Source organism: Dokdonella koreensis DS-123 (assembly GCF_001632775.1).
Lineage (GTDB): Bacteria > Pseudomonadota > Gammaproteobacteria > Xanthomonadales > Rhodanobacteraceae > Dokdonella > Dokdonella koreensis.
In genome coordinates this window covers 1,241,394-1,255,942 of sequence record NZ_CP015249.1, presented here as the reverse complement: position 1 = coordinate 1,255,942, position 14,549 = coordinate 1,241,394, and the positions used below count along the sequence as shown (strand labels likewise).

Annotated in this window: 14 protein-coding genes and 1 pseudogene; 10 read left to right on the top strand and 5 right to left on the bottom strand. The window is 69.8% G+C overall.

Annotation, left to right across the window (positions count from 1 at the left end):
* Window positions 1-16: 16 nt before the first annotated feature.
* The 9 genes from moxG to I596_RS04880 all read left to right on the top strand — a co-directional run bounded on the left by moxG (window position 17) and on the right by I596_RS04880 (window position 7,079).
* Complete coding sequence (gene moxG / locus I596_RS04920; RefSeq protein WP_067644996.1) at window positions 17-583, top strand: cytochrome c(L), periplasmic; 567 nt, start codon at window positions 17-19, stop codon at window positions 581-583.
* Between the two features lie 100 nt (window positions 584-683).
* Complete coding sequence (locus tag I596_RS04915) at window positions 684-995, top strand: methanol dehydrogenase [cytochrome c] subunit (protein ID WP_083965381.1); 312 nt, start codon at window positions 684-686, stop codon at window positions 993-995.
* 118 nt (window positions 996-1,113) lie between these two features.
* On the top strand, window positions 1,114-2,157 hold the full coding sequence (locus tag I596_RS04910; protein ID WP_067644994.1) for an AAA family ATPase: 1,044 nt from the start codon (window positions 1,114-1,116) through the stop codon (window positions 2,155-2,157).
* 19 nt (window positions 2,158-2,176) lie between these two features.
* On the top strand, window positions 2,177-3,058 hold the full coding sequence (locus I596_RS04905) for a DUF58 domain-containing protein (RefSeq protein WP_083965380.1): 882 nt from the start codon (window positions 2,177-2,179) through the stop codon (window positions 3,056-3,058).
* On the top strand, window positions 3,055-3,963 hold the full coding sequence (locus tag I596_RS04900) for a hypothetical protein (protein WP_083965379.1): 909 nt from the start codon (window positions 3,055-3,057) through the stop codon (window positions 3,961-3,963). The genes I596_RS04905 and I596_RS04900 overlap by 4 nt, the downstream gene beginning before the upstream one ends.
* Window positions 3,960-4,979 carry a vWA domain-containing protein gene (locus I596_RS04895; protein WP_067644991.1) on the top strand — a complete coding sequence of 340 codons (1,020 nt, stop codon included), beginning with the start codon at window positions 3,960-3,962 and terminating at the stop codon, window positions 4,977-4,979. The genes I596_RS04900 and I596_RS04895 overlap by 4 nt, the downstream gene beginning before the upstream one ends.
* Window positions 4,976-5,557 carry a tetratricopeptide repeat protein gene (locus I596_RS04890; protein WP_083965378.1) on the top strand — a complete coding sequence of 194 codons (582 nt, stop codon included), beginning with the start codon at window positions 4,976-4,978 and terminating at the stop codon, window positions 5,555-5,557. The genes I596_RS04895 and I596_RS04890 overlap by 4 nt, the downstream gene beginning before the upstream one ends.
* Window positions 5,554-6,555, top strand: a complete 1,002-nt coding sequence (locus I596_RS04885; RefSeq protein WP_067644988.1) for a vWA domain-containing protein — start codon at window positions 5,554-5,556, stop codon at window positions 6,553-6,555. The genes I596_RS04890 and I596_RS04885 overlap by 4 nt, the downstream gene beginning before the upstream one ends.
* On the top strand, window positions 6,552-7,079 hold the full coding sequence (locus I596_RS04880) for an SRPBCC family protein (protein WP_067644985.1): 528 nt from the start codon (window positions 6,552-6,554) through the stop codon (window positions 7,077-7,079). Before I596_RS04885 ends, I596_RS04880 begins: the two co-directional genes overlap by 4 nt.
* 414 nt (window positions 7,080-7,493) lie before the next feature.
* Here the strand turns inward: I596_RS04880 and I596_RS04875 are convergent, their stop codons facing one another.
* The 4 genes from I596_RS04875 to I596_RS04860 form a co-directional block, all read right to left on the bottom strand.
* On the bottom strand, window positions 7,494-8,465 hold the full coding sequence (locus I596_RS04875; protein ID WP_067644982.1) for a beta-propeller fold lactonase family protein: 972 nt from the start codon (window positions 8,463-8,465) through the stop codon (window positions 7,494-7,496).
* Window positions 8,466-8,614: 149 nt separating this feature from the next.
* On the bottom strand, window positions 8,615-9,175 hold the full coding sequence (locus I596_RS04870) for a c-type cytochrome (RefSeq protein ID WP_223303918.1): 561 nt from the start codon (window positions 9,173-9,175) through the stop codon (window positions 8,615-8,617).
* Between the two features lie 58 nt (window positions 9,176-9,233).
* Entirely contained in the window at window positions 9,234-10,892 is a 1,659-nt protein-coding gene (locus tag I596_RS04865) for a quinoprotein dehydrogenase-associated putative ABC transporter substrate-binding protein (RefSeq protein ID WP_190278989.1), read from the bottom strand.
* A gap of 157 nt (window positions 10,893-11,049) precedes the next feature.
* Entirely contained in the window at window positions 11,050-12,843 is a 1,794-nt protein-coding gene (locus I596_RS04860; protein ID WP_257722437.1) for a PQQ-dependent dehydrogenase, methanol/ethanol family, read from the bottom strand.
* A 529-nt stretch (window positions 12,844-13,372) separates the two neighbouring features.
* Between I596_RS04860 and azu the strand changes: the two genes are divergently transcribed.
* A complete protein-coding gene (azu, locus tag I596_RS04855) occupies window positions 13,373-13,816 on the top strand; it encodes an azurin (protein ID WP_067644976.1) in 444 nt (147 codons plus the stop codon).
* 202 nt (window positions 13,817-14,018) lie between these two features.
* Here azu and I596_RS18005 read toward each other — a convergent pair.
* A pseudogene (locus I596_RS18005) lies at window positions 14,019-14,204 on the bottom strand (helix-turn-helix domain-containing protein); the annotation flags it as partial.
* Window positions 14,205-14,549 lie beyond the last annotated feature (345 nt).

Sequence of the window (14,549 nt, the reverse complement as noted above, 5' to 3'; positions counted from 1 at the left end):
ACCCGACAGGTAGACGATGAAGAAAACGATACGAACGGCCGGCGGCCTCGCCCTCGCGACCCTGCTGCTGGCCGCCACCGCGGCGCAGGCGCAGGCGCAGATCACCTTCCGCAACGTCACGGACGGCTCGGCCCTGGACCTGAACAATGCCCGCGAGGAAGGCCGCGACACGCCCGGCGTCAAGCAGTTCCTGGAGACCGGCAAGAATCCGTACAACGAGAAGCCCGCCTGCCTGAAGCTCGGCGAGGACCTGATGCTGACCGCCTGCTCGGCCTGCCACGGCCATTACGCGGAAGGCAAGATCGGCCCGTCGCTGACCGACGACTACTGGACCTACCCGGAAGGCAAGATCGACGAAGGTCTGTTCTCGATCATCTTCGGCGGCGCGCGCGCCCAGATGGGACCGCAGTACCTCTCGCTCACCCTCGACGAGATGCTGCAGGTGATGGCCTGGGTGCGGCACATCTACCACGGCCCGGTGGAGGCGGCCGACTGGATGACCGACGAGCAGCGCAAGACCTACAAGCCCTGGTCCCCGGACCAGAAGCTCGACGTTCCGGCCGGCGCGACCTGCGCACCGTGACCGGAGGCGGCCGCCGGCACCACCGGCGGCCCACACGATGGACGCCGGCCGCACCGGCCGGCGAACGATGACCCACCCGCAGCACCCGAGAGGACCGAAGATGAAATCGAAGACCGCACTCACGCGCACGACGCTGTCCCTGCTGGCGATCGGCATCGCCGGCCTGTTCGCCGGCAACGCCCTCGCCTACGACGGCACCCAGTGCAAGGAAGCCGGCAACTGCTGGGAGCCCAAGCCGGGCTATCCGGAGAAGGTCGCCGGCTCGAAGTACGACCCCAAGCACAATCCGGCCGAGCTCAACAAGCAGTCGGCCTCGATCACCGCGATGGAGCAGCGCAACGCGCAGCGCGTGGCGCACTTCAAGAAGACCGGCAAGTTCGAGTACGACGTCGCCAAGCTGCCCAAGCCCTGATCGCGACGGCCGCCGTCTCCGGCGACTGCCGGAGCGGCGGCTGCCGCATCGTCGCCGTGCCCGCCACCGGCCGCGGGCGCCCGTTTGCTCCCGCGTGCCCCGGTCCAGACCGATCTTCGTGAATACCCCGACAGCGCAGACGTCCCTTTCCCCTCTCGATCTCGACGCCTGGCGCCAACGCGCGCAGGCCTTCGAACGCGAGATCGCCAAGGCCGCCATCGGCCAGTCACAGGCCCTGCGCCTGCTCACCATCGCCGTGTTCGCACGCGGCCACGTACTGCTGGAGGGTGACGTCGGCGTCGGCAAGACCACCCTGCTGCAGGCCGCCGCGCGCGCGATCGGCGGCGCCTACGGCCGCATCGAGGGCACGATCGACCTGATGCCCAACGATCTGGTCTACCACACCTACCTCGACGATAACGGCCGCCCGCGCGTGGAGCCCGGCCCGGTGCTGCGCCACGGCGAGCACCTGGCGGTGTTCTTCTTCAACGAGATCAACCGCGCGCGGCCGCAGGTGCATTCGCTGCTGCTGCGCCTGATGGCCGAGCGCAGCCTGTCGGCCTTCAACCGCGAGTACGCATTCCCGTACCTGCAGGTGTTCGCCGACCGCAACCAGGTCGAGCGCGAGGAAACCTTCGAGCTGCCGGCGGCCGCGCGCGACCGGTTCTTCATGGAAATCGCGATCACCACGCCGGCGGACGCGCCGACGCGCCAGGCGCTGGTCTTCGATCCGCGCTACCACGACGCGGCCGCGCTGGTGGAGACCGTGGCTCCCGGCCTGCTCGACCCGGCGCAGCTGGACGCGGTGGCGCGCGCGATCCAGCGTCACGTTACGGCCAGCGAGAGCGTGCAGGGCTACGTCGAGGCGCTGTGGACCGCCGTGCGCCATCCCGCGCGCGCGGGCATCCGGATCGACGGCGTCGACATCGACCGCCTGGTCATCGGCGGCGCCAGCCCGCGCGGCATCGCCTACCTGGTGCGCGCGGCGCGCGTGCGCGCCTGGCTCGAAGGTCGCGACATGCTGGTGCCGGAGGACCTGCGTGCGGTGTTCTTCGAGACCGTCGCCCATCGCGTCTTCCTGGCACCGGTCTACGAAGCACGCCGCGCGACGATCCTGCCGGCGCTGTGCCGCGCCGTGTTCGAGACGGTGCCGGCCCCCTGACCGTCGTCCGATCCCCCTCTTGGCCGCCGCCTTGACCGCCGCCGACCTGCGCACCGCCACCGGCACGTCCGACGAGGCGACGCTGGCCTATGCGCTGCGCTGGCGCGTGCGCGGCCTGCGGCCGGGCGCGCACCGCGGCGCCGATGTCGGACCGTCCGGCCATTTCCGCCAGGTGGTTCCGTTCGACCGCAGTCCCGACCCGCGCCGCATCGACCTGCGCGCCAGCCTGCGGGATCCGTTCGACGCGCTCTACGTGCGCCAGTTCGAGCAGCGCGCCGCGGCAGCGGTCCAGCTGCTGGTCGATACCTCGGCATCGATGGCCTTCGACGACGGCGACGGCAGCGCGCTGGCGCGGGCGACCCGGCTGGCACGACGAATCGTCCAGGCCGCTCACGCGACGGGTGACGCCTGCGGCCTGACCGCCGGCGCCGACACGCCGGCCGTCGAGCGGCCCGCCCTGCGCCAGGCCGCGACCGAGGCCGTCGCCGCGCTGGAGTACGTCCCGGCGGCCGGCGCCGGCATCGACGCGCTGGTCGCGGCGGCCACCGCGCTCGGCCGCCGCCGATGCCTGGTCTTCGTGCTGTCGGACTTCGCGTTCCCGGCGACGGCGGCGGCGACCCTGCTCGACGCGCTGGCGCTGCACGACGTGGTGCCGATCCGCTTCGCGCACGAGGCGCTGCGGCGGCTGCCGCGCTACGGCCTGGCCGAGCTGGCCGACCGGGAATCGCACCGGCGCCGCCTGGTCTGGTTGCGGCCGGCCCTGCGCGCCCGCTGGCAGGCCGCCGAAGCCGCGCACCAGGCCACGATCGAGCGCCTGTGCCGCGAGCGCGACCAGCCACTGCTGGCCCTCACCGGCGGCAACGGCGCCGAAGCGCTCAGCCGGCACCTGCTGGAACGATGAAGCCGATGCGCGCGCTGCTGGCCCTGTCCGCCCTGCTCGCCGCCGCCACGTCCGCGGCCGCGCCGATCCGCGAGGTGCGGCCGCTCGATACCCGCACGGTCGGCTACCTGCTGGGCGACCGCGTGCCGCGCGCGGTGACGATCCGCGTCGATCGCGACTGGCACCTGCAGCCGACCTCGCTGCCGGCACCGGGGCCGCAGGCGTACTGGCTCGAACTGCGCGCCGTCAGCGTCGACGAACGCGTCGACGCTGACGCGCGCGTCTACCGCATCACTCTCGACTACCAGACCTTCTACGCGCCGATCCAGGCACTGGAACGGACGCTGCCGGCATTCGAGCTGGGTTTCGCGCGCGACGGCGAGACCGCGGCGGCGCGCGTGCCACCGTTCGTATTCACGATGTCGCCGCTGCGGGAGGTCAAGCGCGTCGCCGGCGGCGAGGACGGCGCGGACATCGCGCTGCGGCCGGACATCGTGCCCGGCCCGCGGCCGCTGCGGCCGGCGCTGGTCGCCCTGCTCGCCGGTGCCGGCACCGCAGTGGCGCTGGCGCTGCTGCTGGCCCGCCACTACGCGCGCTGGCCGTTCCAGGCGCGGCCGGCACGGCCGTTCGCGCAGGCCGCGCGACGGTTGCGCCGGGACAGGCTCGGCTATCGCGACGCGCTGCGGGTCCTGCATCGCGCGTTCGATGCGGCCGCCGGCCAGCGCGTGCTGGCCGAGGACGCCGGCCTGCTGATCGCGCGCCGGCCGCAGCTGGCGCCGCTGGCTCCCGACATCGCGCGCTTCTTCGCCGCCTCGCGGCTCGCGTTCTACGGTGCCGGGGAGGCCGAGGCCGGTGCGGTGCTGCCGGCCGCTGGTATCGCCACGCTGGCACGGCGGCTGGCCGCCGCCGAGCGGAGACCGGCATGAACGGCTGGTCGCACTGGCTGGTACTGCGACCGCTGGCGCTGGCCCTGCTGCCGCTGGCGCTGCTGCCGTGGTTCGTCAGCGCGCGCCGGGTATCGGACTGGCCCTGGCTCGGCGGCGTGCCGTCCGATCCGGGCTCGGCCTGGCTGGACCGCCTGCTGCGCCTGCTGGCATCGACGGCGATCGTGGCCCTCGTCCTGGCACTGGCCGGCCCGGCGCTGCACGGCCAGCAGATCGAACGCATCAGCACCGGTGCCCGCGTCGCACTGGTCATCGACCGCAGCGGCAGCATGAACAGCACCTTCGCCGGCCGCGCGCCCGATGGCGGCGAGGAATCCAAGGCCTCGGCGGCCCGGCGCCTGCTGAAGGACTTCGTTGCGCGGCGCGAGCACGACCGCGTCGGCATCGTCGCGTTCTCGACCTCGCCGATGTTCGTGCTGCCGATGACCGACCGGCGCGAGGCGGTGCTGGCGGCGATCGATGCGATCGACCAGCCAGGCCTGGCCTACACCGACGTCGCGCGTGGCCTGGCGATGGCCTTCGACCTGTTCGACCGGCGCGATCCGGCCGCCCCGCAGGCGATCGTGCTGGTCTCCGACGGCGCCGCCGTGATCGACCGCCGCGTCCAGGAGAAGCTGCGCGCCGCATTCGCCTCCCGCGCGCTGCACCTGTACTGGCTGTTCCTGCGCACCGAGCGCAGCGGCGGCCTGTTCGACCTGCCGGCCGACCCGTCCGACGATACGCCGCAGCGCATGCCCGAGCGCCACCTGCACCGCTTCTTCCAGTCGCTCGGCGTGCCCTACCGCGCGTTCGAGGCGGACAACGCGACCGAACTGGCCGCCGCCGTCGCGGCGATCGACCAGGCCGAGCGCGGCGAGGTGCGCTGGTTCGAAGCGGTGCCGCAGCGCGACCTGTCCGCTTACGCATTCGCCGTCGCCGCCCTCGCCTGCGCACTGCTGGCCGCCGCCAAGGCAGCCGAGGTGCGCATCGGGCCGCCGCTGCCGGAGCCGCCGCGATGACCGGCTCGTCGATCGCCCGACACCTGCGCGCGCTGCTGCCGGGCGCGCTCTGGACCGCGTTCGCCGTTGCGCTGGGCGTGACCGTGGCCGGCGCCGCCATGCTGCTGCGGCGCAGCGCCGACAATCGCACGATCGCCGCCCTGGCCGAAGGCCGCGACGTCGCCGTCGCCGACGACGCGACCGAAGCGGTGCTGTTCGCGCGGGCGCACTACCTGCTCGCGCGCGACCGGTTCGACGAGGCACGCACGCTGACCGAACGGATCGTGCTCGGCCGCTCGCGCGGCTTCGCGTTCGCCGTGCTCTACGACAAGGGCAATGCGCACCTGCGCCGGGCGCTCCTGATCGTCGACGCACACCGCTACGACGAGACGATCGCCGAGGTGAACCTGGCCAAGGAACACTACCTGCGGGCGCTGCGGATCGATCCGGGCGACTGGAACGCGAAGGTCAACCTCGACATCGCGATGCGGCTGGTGCGCGACTTCCCGGACGGCGAAGCCGAAGGCGACGAGGAACCACCGGCGCAGCCCGACCGGCTGTGGACCGACCTGCCCGGCCTGCCGCGAGGCGGGCCGTGACGGCGCTGCGCGATGCCCGCTTCTGGCTGCTGGTCGCCGCCGGCCTGCTCGCCCTGGCCGGTATCGCCGACCCGCAGGTCGGCTACCGGCGCCAACGCATCGACGCCCTGTTCATCGTCGACATCACCGGCAGCATGAACGTGCGCGACTACCGCCGCGACGGCACGCCGGAGAGCCGGCTCGACCACGTCAAGGCGACGCTCGCCGCGCTGATCGCCGACCTGCCGTGCGGCTCGCGCGCCGGCATCGGCCTGTTCGCCGAGCGGCGGCCGTTCCTGCTGGTCGCACCGGTGGAGACCTGCGCCAACTTCGCACCGCTGGCCGGCACGCTGGAACGCCTGGACTGGCGCATGGCCTGGGAAGGCGACAGCCATGTCGCCACCGGCCTCTACCAGTCGATCGCACTGGCCGCCGCGTTCGGCACCGACCTGGTGTTCCTGAGCGACGGGCAGGAAGCGCCGCCGCTGCACTGGAGCGGCCCGCCGCCGTTCGAGGGCGAACCGGGCAAGGTCCGCGGCCTGCTGGTCGGCGTCGGCGACCGCCTGCCTTCGCCGATCCCGAAGTTCGACCGCGACGGCCGCGAGATCGGTTTCCTCGGCGCCGGGGACGTCGTCCAGGAGAACCGCAGCGGCACCCCGCCGCCGGACGCGCAGCAGCGCGAAGGCTGGCATCCGCGCAACGCGCCCTGGGGCGCGGCCACGGCTGCCGGCGAGGAGCACCTGTCCGCCGTGCACGAGGACCATCTGCAGCGCTTGGCCGCCGCCACCGGCCTGGGCTACGCCCGGCTGGCCCCGGGACTGCGGCTGGACCGCGCGATCGCCACGCATGCCACGCCACGCGTCGCCGATGCCCGCCTGGCGCTGGCGCCGCTGCTCGCCGGCGCCGCCCTCGCCGCCGTGATCGCGGCCCTCGTCCCGCGACCGCGCCGATCCGCCGGACGGCCTCGCCGACCCGACACACACCCTTCGTTCCCGCTACCCCACAGGAGAACCCCATGAACATCCGCATCCGTGCCGCGGCCCTCGCCGCCGGCCTGCTGGCGCTGCCGGCGCTGGCCCACGGCCCGACGCCGCACAAGGCCGACGAAACGGTCGTCATCGCCCGGCCGCCGACCGACGTCTGGAAGGCGATCGGCGACTTCGACGGCCTGGCGCGATGGAATCCCGCGGTGAAGCAGAGCGCCGCCAGCAACGGCAACGCGCCCGGCTCGGAAAGGACCGTCGTGCTCGCCACCGGCGGCCAGCTGGTCGACAGCCTCGACACCTACGACGCCGCGGCGATGAGCTATTCCTATCGGCTGTACCAGGAGAACGTCGAGGTGTTCCCGGTCAGCTACTACACCGCCGAACTCAGCGTGAAGGCCACCGACGGCGGCAGCGAGGTGCTCTGGTCGGCGCGCTTCTACCGCGGCGACACCCACAACGACCCGCCCGAGAACCTCAACGACGAGGCCGCACAGCAGGCGATCCACCGCTTCTTCCGCACCGGCCTCGATCACCTGAAGAAAACGCTCGAGAAGTAAGGTTCCTCACCCATTCTCGGGAATCGATCGGCGGTCGTTGCCGTTGCTGTTGCCGTGCTCTCGCCCTTGCTGTTGGCGCCTAAAGCGAGCCGAGCATCGCAGGTCGGCCAGGCACGCTGCCCCAACTCGCTTCGCTCAGACACGGGGCGCCTCTGCGGCCTCGCCGCCCTCCGATGCTCGGCTTGCTTTAAGGCGAAAAAGCCAAGGGCAAAATCCAAAGCAAAAACCAAAGCCGAACGAGGCCGCAACTGAGCAAAGAACCAAAGCAAGCGGCGGCGATCCGTTCCGCCATGGACCTGACGAAGCTACCGCAGCAACACATACCTGGCACGCGCTACGCGAGATGAGCCCGAACGAACGCCACGCGGCAAGAGGCGCCTCACACCGCCGCATTCGGGCTCAGGGCGGCAGGGCCTACTTCGCGATGATGACGCCCCACGGCATCTCGCCGACCGCGATGTCCTTGAGCCTGGTGCGCGTCGCGGTGTCGATCACGCTGACGCTGTTGGAGCGGCCGTTGGCGACGTAGAGCTTGCGACCGTCCGGGGTGAGCGCCGGGTTCCACGGACGCTCGCCGACCTTGATCTCGGCGATCGACGCGCCCTTGGCGACGTCGATGACGGAGATCGTGCCGGCGCCGCCGTTGGACGCGTAGACGTAGGTGCCGTCCGGGCTCGCCGTCAGTCCCGCGGTACGCAGGCCCGTGGCGATGCTGGCGACCTTGCTGCGCGCGGCCAGGTCGATCACGTCGACCGCATTGGCGGTCTCCTGGGCGACGTAGAGCCGCTGGGTGCCGGGCACGAAGGCCATGCCGCGCGGGTGGCCGCTGGTCTTTATCAGCGCGACCGAGCGCGCCGCGGCGACGTCGATCAGGTCGAGGTCACTGCTCGCCTCGTTGCTGGTCAGCAGCCACTTGCCGTCGGGCGAGAACACGCAGTGCTCCGGATTGCGCCCCCGGGTCGGCACGTCGGCGCGGACCTTCAGCGTCGCGGCATCGACCAGCAGGATGTGCTGCGAGCCTTCGACGCAGACCGCCAGCGAGCGGCCGTCCGGCGAGACGGTGACGCCTTCGGCATCCTCCTCGATCGGGACGCTGGAGCGAACGGTGTCCGAGGCGATGTCGAGCGCGACCAGCTGGTTGTGCGCGGCGTCGATGACGAACAGCGTCTTGCCGGACGGATCCAGCGCGACCTGCTGCAGGCGCTTGCCGAACCGGCCCTGCGCGTTGAGCGTGCGTACCACCTCGTCCTTGCCGGTGTCGATGACCGAGATGCTGCCGCTGCGCTGGTTGGGCACGTAGGCGAGCGGCGCCGCCAGCGCCGAGGCGCCGCCGAGCGCGACCGCGGCGCTGGCCAGCATCGCGCACCATCGACGCGGCAGACGCATCGCGGGGGGCGGAAAAGATCGGATCATGGGAGGGTTCCTCGTTCGGGATCGGTGCACGGCCGCGCCGCCCCGGACGGGGAGGAGCGACCCTCGGGTCGCGCGCACCGCGGGCAGGGCCTGCCCGTCCGGTGCGCGCGGGATCGCATCCCTCAGTGCTTGCCGACGTCGACCGGCGCCGCCGTGGCGCTCTTGGAGGCATCGCCGAACTTGTTCGCCTCGCTGCCGCGCCAGTTCGAGCGGATGAAGGTGATGATCTTCCACAGGTCGTCGTCGGTCTTGACGATGGTGCCGAACGGCATCATCGGGCCGACCACGTTCTCCTTGCCGATGCGATGGTACCCGTCCTTCTGCAGCGCGTCGCTGCCCTCGGTCACCAGCCGGAACAGGGTGTCGTCGTCGCCGCCGTAGACCCAGGTGTCGTTGGTCAGCGGCGGGCACATGCCGCCGCCGCCGGAGCCGCCGTGGCAGCCGTTGCAGCTGGCGCGCAGGAACAGCTTGCGCCCTTCCTCGACGACCGTCTTGTCCGAATCCTGGTAGGGGTTCTTCAACTGGCCTTTCGGCGTCGCCTTGATGCGTTCCAGCGGCGGTATCGCGCCGGCCGCCGGTGCGGCGGCGGTCTCACCCGCGGCCGGGGACGATGTCGGCGTGCCGAGCAGGACGGCGGCCGCGAAGATGACCGGTAAACTTGCTGCAACTGCTTTGTTCAACACGTACAGACTCCTCACTTCGATTGCCTGGGATTGCCTGGGTTTTCCACCGGACGCCGCGTCAGCCACGCTGCGCCGATCCGCCTGAACCGCCACCGGACGCCCGCGCGTGCTGCAGCACCTCGACGACCGCCCGGTTTTCGCGCTGGCTGGCGATGCCGAGCGCAGTGGTGCCGTCCTCGCTGGCGGCACCCGCGTCGGCGCCTTTCTCCAGCAGCAGCTTCACGGCGTCGACGCGATTGGCCGCCGCCGCGATGATGAGCGGCGTGATGCCGGCCTTGTTCTGGGCGTTGACGTTGGCGCCCCGCTCGACCAGCTTGGCCGCCACGTCGTCCCAGCCACCGACGAGGGCGAGCATCAGCGGCGTGTAGCCGCCGCCGCCGACGACGATGTCGACGTTCGCACCGGCCTCCAGCAGCGCAGCGGCAGCGCCGGAGCGGCCGTGCTGGGCGGCGATGCACAGCGGCGTCAGTCCCTGCTGGTTGGCCGCCTCGATCTTCGCGCCCTTGGCCAGCAGCATGCCGACGATCTCGGGGCTGTCGCGCCAGGCCGCGTACATCAGCGGCGTCCAGCCGTCGCGGTCGGCCCGGTTGACGTCGGCACCTTGCTGGATCAGGAAGCGCGTCAGCTCGGTGTAGCGCGTCTTGACCGCGGTCAGCAGCGGCGTGTAGCCCTCGTCGTCCTGGGTGTCGATGTCGGCACCGTGCTCGAGCAGATAACGCACGCGCACCACGTCGCCGGCGGTGGCGGCGTTGGACAGTTCCGTGTTGGGATCGGCGCCTTCCTTCAACCAGCGCTTGAGCTGGTCCAGGCTGGCACCGGTGCCGCCCCGCGGCGTCGCCATCGTCGCCACCTCGGTCTGCACCGCGGGTGCCGCAGCCTGCTGCGCGACCAGGTCGCCACTGATGACGCACTCCGCGCACTGGACCAGCGGTACGCCGTACGCGTCGAGGATCGCGCGGATCTGGTCCTTGTGGCTGGCCAGAACCTCGTCGAGCTTGTCGCGCAGGCCGCGGTCGCCGCGCCGCACGCCCAGCGCCATGTCGAACTGCAGCGGCGGATCGGCGGTCATCAGGTTGACCGGCTGCAGCGTGATCGGCGCCTGCTTGATCGTCTTGTACCAGCCGGCGAACGGCCCCCAGATCGCGACCATGTCCAGCTCGCCGTCGATCATCCGCTGTACCTGGTAGCTCGGCTGATGCTCGGGCACGGTGGCGCCGTCGTAGCTGATGAAATGGGTGACGGTGTTTTCCTTGATGCCGTGGTCGGCCAGCGCCTCGCGGACCGAGGACATCTGGTAGACACCGATCTTGAGGGTCTTGAGCCGCGGATCGTCCAGGCTCTCGATCCGGTAGTCGCGCTCGCTGCGCGAGGCCAGCACGAAGGTGCTGCGGTAGACCGGCCGCGTGGTCAGCACGCGCTCCAGGCCGACCGGCAGGTCGAACATCACGTCGCACATGTTGGCGTCGAGCGTGCCGCGCATCAGGCCGCGCTCGGTCGACGGGCGGAAGTCGTACTGCACGCCGGTGCCGAGCGCCTCGCCGAGCACCTGGGCGATCTTGTTCTGGTAGCCCTCGCCCCTGTCGTTGGACAGCGGCATGTTGCCCGGGTCGGCGCAGACGCGCAGCGCGCGGATCTCCTGGGCGTGCAGCGTGCCGGCCGCCGTCGCGGCCAGGGCCGCCAGCGCCACCGTCACCTTCATCTTCTTGGTCCGGACCATTTCGGGTACTCCTGGCATTGCCGTGAAGCGATCGCGGCGTCCTCGACCTTGCGCGTGGTTTCGAGCCTGGGCAACGCGACCTTGGTAGAAAAACAAACGCCCGGCGCCTCATCGGCGCCGGGCAGACAGACCTAGCGATTCGAACCGGCGACCGGCATCAGTCGCCGATACGGAACGTGTAGAGCGTTCCGCCTTGCGGGATCTTGTCGAGGTTGGCGGCCTTGGTCATCGCCGTCGCACCGATCGCGCCGAACTTGTCCTCGAGGTCGAGGCCGGCCGTGACCGGCAGGCCGATCCAGCCGCCGATGCCGCTCCACACCGACACGTACTGCTTGCCGTTGACCTTGTAGGTGATCGGGTTGCCGATGATTCCGGAGCCGAGTTTGCGCGACCACAGCACCTTGCCGGTCTTGCGGTCGACCGCGCGGAAATCACCGCCGAGGCTGCCGTAGAACGCCAGGCCACCGTCGGTGATCAGCGCACCGCCCCAGTTCGGATACGGGTCCGGAATCTCCCACACGGTCTCACCGGTCAGCACGTTGAACTTCTTGAACTTGCCGGTGACGCCGGGCTTCTCCGGATACATGTAGACGTTGGCGAAGACGTAGACCGTGCCCTGCTGGGTGTGGGCACGCTCCTGCGGCTCGAGCTCCATGCACCAGTTGTTGGTCGGGCAGTAGGCCACGCCCTCTTCGTTCGGATCGAGCGCGCACGGCTGCTGGTCCTTGCCGCCCATCGCCGACGGGCAGACCTGCGTGTTCTGCTCGACCGAGAACGGCGAATGTTCCTTCACCTTGACCGGCTTGCCGGTCTTCATGTCGACCTTCTCGGCCCAGTTGGCGGTGACGTACTTGTGCGCCTTGAGCAAGGTGCCGTCGACGCGGTCGAGCACGTAGGCGAAGCCGTTGCGGTCGAAATGCACCAGGACCTTGCGCTTCTTGCCGTCGATCGTCCAGTCGGCCAGCATGTTCTCGTTGATGCCGTCGTAGTCCCACTGGTCGAACGGCGTCATCTGGTAGGCCCAGACCGCCTCACCGGTGTCGACCTTGCGCGCGAAGATCGTCATCGACCAGTGATTGTCCTGGCTGCCGTCGTTGCACTCCTCGTGCGTCTTGTGCTTGCAGCGGTACGACGGGCTCCAGAGGCCCGGGTTGCCGGTCGCGTGGTAGACCAGCTTGAGCTCGGGGTCGTAGCTGTAGAAGCCCCAGCTGGCACCGCCGCCGCGCTTCCATTCGTCGCCGGGATAGCCGGTGACGCCCAGGTCCTTGCCGCCCTGCCCGTAGTGCGGGTTGGCCTTGTTGGTGTTCTTGGTCACGCACACGTCCTTGTCCGGACCGGTGGCGTGGCACTCCCACAGCTTCTTGCCGTCGGCCAGGTTGTAGGCGGTGAAGCGGCCGCGTGCGGCGAACTCGTCGCCGCCGAAACCGATCAGCACCTTGTTCTCGGCGATCAGCGGCGCCGGCGTGATCGTCTCGCCGTTCTCGGGGAAGGCGTGCTTGACGACCCATACCTCCTTGCCGGTCTTGGCGTCGAGCGCGATCACGAAGCCGTCGAGCGTGCCGAACACGACCTTGCCGTCGGCATAGGACAGGCCGCGGTTGACCGTGTCGCAGCAGGCACGCGGCACCGCCGATTCGTCGCGGTCGGTCTGCTTGACGTACTTCCAGATCGCCTTGGGATTGTCCGGGTCGCTCAGGTCCAGCGCCTGGACGATGTTGGGCCAGCCGCTGATGAGGTACATCATCGCCTTGCCGCCCTCGGTGACGACGACCGGCTGGCCCTCGTGACCGCGCAGGGTGCCGCTGGACTGCGACCAGATCATCTGCATCTTGCCGACGTTCTCGGTCGAGATGTCCTTCAACGCGCTGTGCCGGGTCATCGCCAGATCACGTCCGGGCGCCGGCCATTGGTTGGGGTCTTTCTGTCGCTGGATCGTTTCGGGGTTCGCCATCGCGTTCCCGCCGACGGCCCCCATGAGCACCGCGGTACAGACCATCGCTACTCTGTGAAATTTCATTCGCTGCTCTCCTCATTCGCAAATGGAAGACCCCTGGCAACGGCGATGCCGAAGGCACCTACCCACGGGCCGCGCGCCACCAACCAGCACCCACCTCGATCGTTGCGCATGCCCTACTAAGCAGCGGATGTGCCAAGCGCGCGAACGGACAGCGCGGCCAATCAATTCAGGCACTTGTGCGAAGCGGTCGGGAGTCATTCCTGTTGCGTTGCAATAGGAATTGCTCCCGAAGTGGCACAGTGGCGTGCAGCCGACACACCGCCGAAACCGCGCGATCACGCAAGGCCCGCACGCGACCGATCGTCGCAGCCCGCGCAGCGGGCGTTGTATTCAGCACGCTCGGCTATGATGTCCGCCGCTACTGACAATCCGTCCCCGCCGCGCGCCTCCGGCGAGCGGTGTCACAGAACGGATACGGGCCCCACGCACCCTCCCTTCCATCGATCCTCAAGGAGTCACGTCCATGTCCAGAATCCTGCTCGCCGCCGGCCTGTTCGCGCTGGCTGCGCCGGTCTTCGCCGCCGAATGCTCGGTCGATATCGCCGGCGACGACATGATGAAGTTCGACAAGAGCAGCATCGAGGTCAGCAAGAGCTGCAAGGAATTCACCGTCAACCTCAAGCACCCCGGCAAGCTGGCCAAGAACGTGATGGGCCACAACTGGGTGCTGGCCAAGACCGCCGACGTGCAGGGCATCGCCACCGACGGCATGTCGGCCGGCCTCGACAAGGACTACGTCAAGCCGGACGACGCGCGCGTCATCGCGCACACCAAGGTGATCGGCGCCGGCGAATCCACATCGGTGACCTTCCCGGTGTCCAAGCTCGCCGCCGACGGCGACTACACGTTCTTCTGCTCGTTCCCCGGCCACTGGGGCATCATGAAGGGCACGCTGAAGCTGATCTGAGGCTTCGCGAGCGTCCTGGTTCCAGATAAGGCGGGGCGCCCCGACAGGCCGCCCCGCCTTTTTTGTTCTTCGCCCATTTGCGGGGCATTCGGCTTTTGCTCCTGCTTTGGCTTTGGCTTTGGCTTTGGCTTTTGCTCCTGCTTTGGCTTTGGCTCTTGGCTTTGTGGCCCTAAAGCAAACCGAGCATCGCAGGGCGGCGAGGCCGCCGAGGCGAGGTGTGCGGCCGGCGTGATCGATCGACCACCTCATCCCGCGCCAGCCATTTGTAGCCGGTCTTGCGGCTGATGCCGAACCGGCGGCACAGCTCGCTCAGTGGCACGCTCTGGCCCACAGCCAGCGCTAGAAACTCGCGACGTTGTGACATGCAGGTGCTCTCCGTCCAAGGCATGGTGTTCCCCCGCGATCGACCTCGATCCGAGGGTGTTACCCATGTCCTGATACGTTTGTCACCTATGTGTGCCGTCCATACAGCCCGTCAAAAGGGACTCGGCCGCGCAGCGGACGAAAGCTCTTGATCGTGCTCCTGCTTTGCTCCGTGCCGGTAATCCCCTCAAAAGCCACGGCACAAGCTGAGAGCAACAGCTTCCGCACGCTGCGCGCGCGGGTCACTTTTGTCTTGGCAAAAGTAACCAAAACCGTGGTCGCCGGCGCGAGCCGGCACGGCTGCGCCGCGCCGGTCCCCTGCGCTTCTCGGTCGGCCAGGCACGCTGCCCAAACTCGCTTCGCTCAAACA

Excerpts from the sequence above, each read along its gene's own strand:
- moxG (WP_067644996.1), top strand. The coding sequence starts at position 17 with ATGAAGAAAACGATACGAACGGCCGGCGGCCTCGCCCTCGCGACCCTG.
- I596_RS04915 (WP_083965381.1), top strand. The coding sequence starts at position 684 with ATGAAATCGAAGACCGCACTCACGCGCACGACGCTGTCCCTGCTGGCG.
- I596_RS04900 (WP_083965379.1), top strand. The coding sequence starts at position 3,055 with ATGAAGCCGATGCGCGCGCTGCTGGCCCTGTCCGCCCTGCTCGCCGCC.
- I596_RS04895 (WP_067644991.1), top strand. The coding sequence starts at position 3,960 with ATGAACGGCTGGTCGCACTGGCTGGTACTGCGACCGCTGGCGCTGGCC.
- I596_RS04890 (WP_083965378.1), top strand. The coding sequence starts at position 4,976 with ATGACCGGCTCGTCGATCGCCCGACACCTGCGCGCGCTGCTGCCGGGC.
- I596_RS04880 (WP_067644985.1), top strand. The coding sequence starts at position 6,552 with ATGAACATCCGCATCCGTGCCGCGGCCCTCGCCGCCGGCCTGCTGGCG.
- I596_RS04875 (WP_067644982.1), bottom strand. The coding sequence starts at position 8,465 with ATGCGTCTGCCGCGTCGATGGTGCGCGATGCTGGCCAGCGCCGCGGTC.
- I596_RS04865 (WP_190278989.1), bottom strand. The coding sequence starts at position 10,892 with ATGGTCCGGACCAAGAAGATGAAGGTGACGGTGGCGCTGGCGGCCCTG.
- I596_RS04860 (WP_257722437.1), bottom strand. The coding sequence starts at position 12,843 with ATGGCGAACCCCGAAACGATCCAGCGACAGAAAGACCCCAACCAATGG.
- azu (WP_067644976.1), top strand. The coding sequence starts at position 13,373 with ATGTCCAGAATCCTGCTCGCCGCCGGCCTGTTCGCGCTGGCTGCGCCG.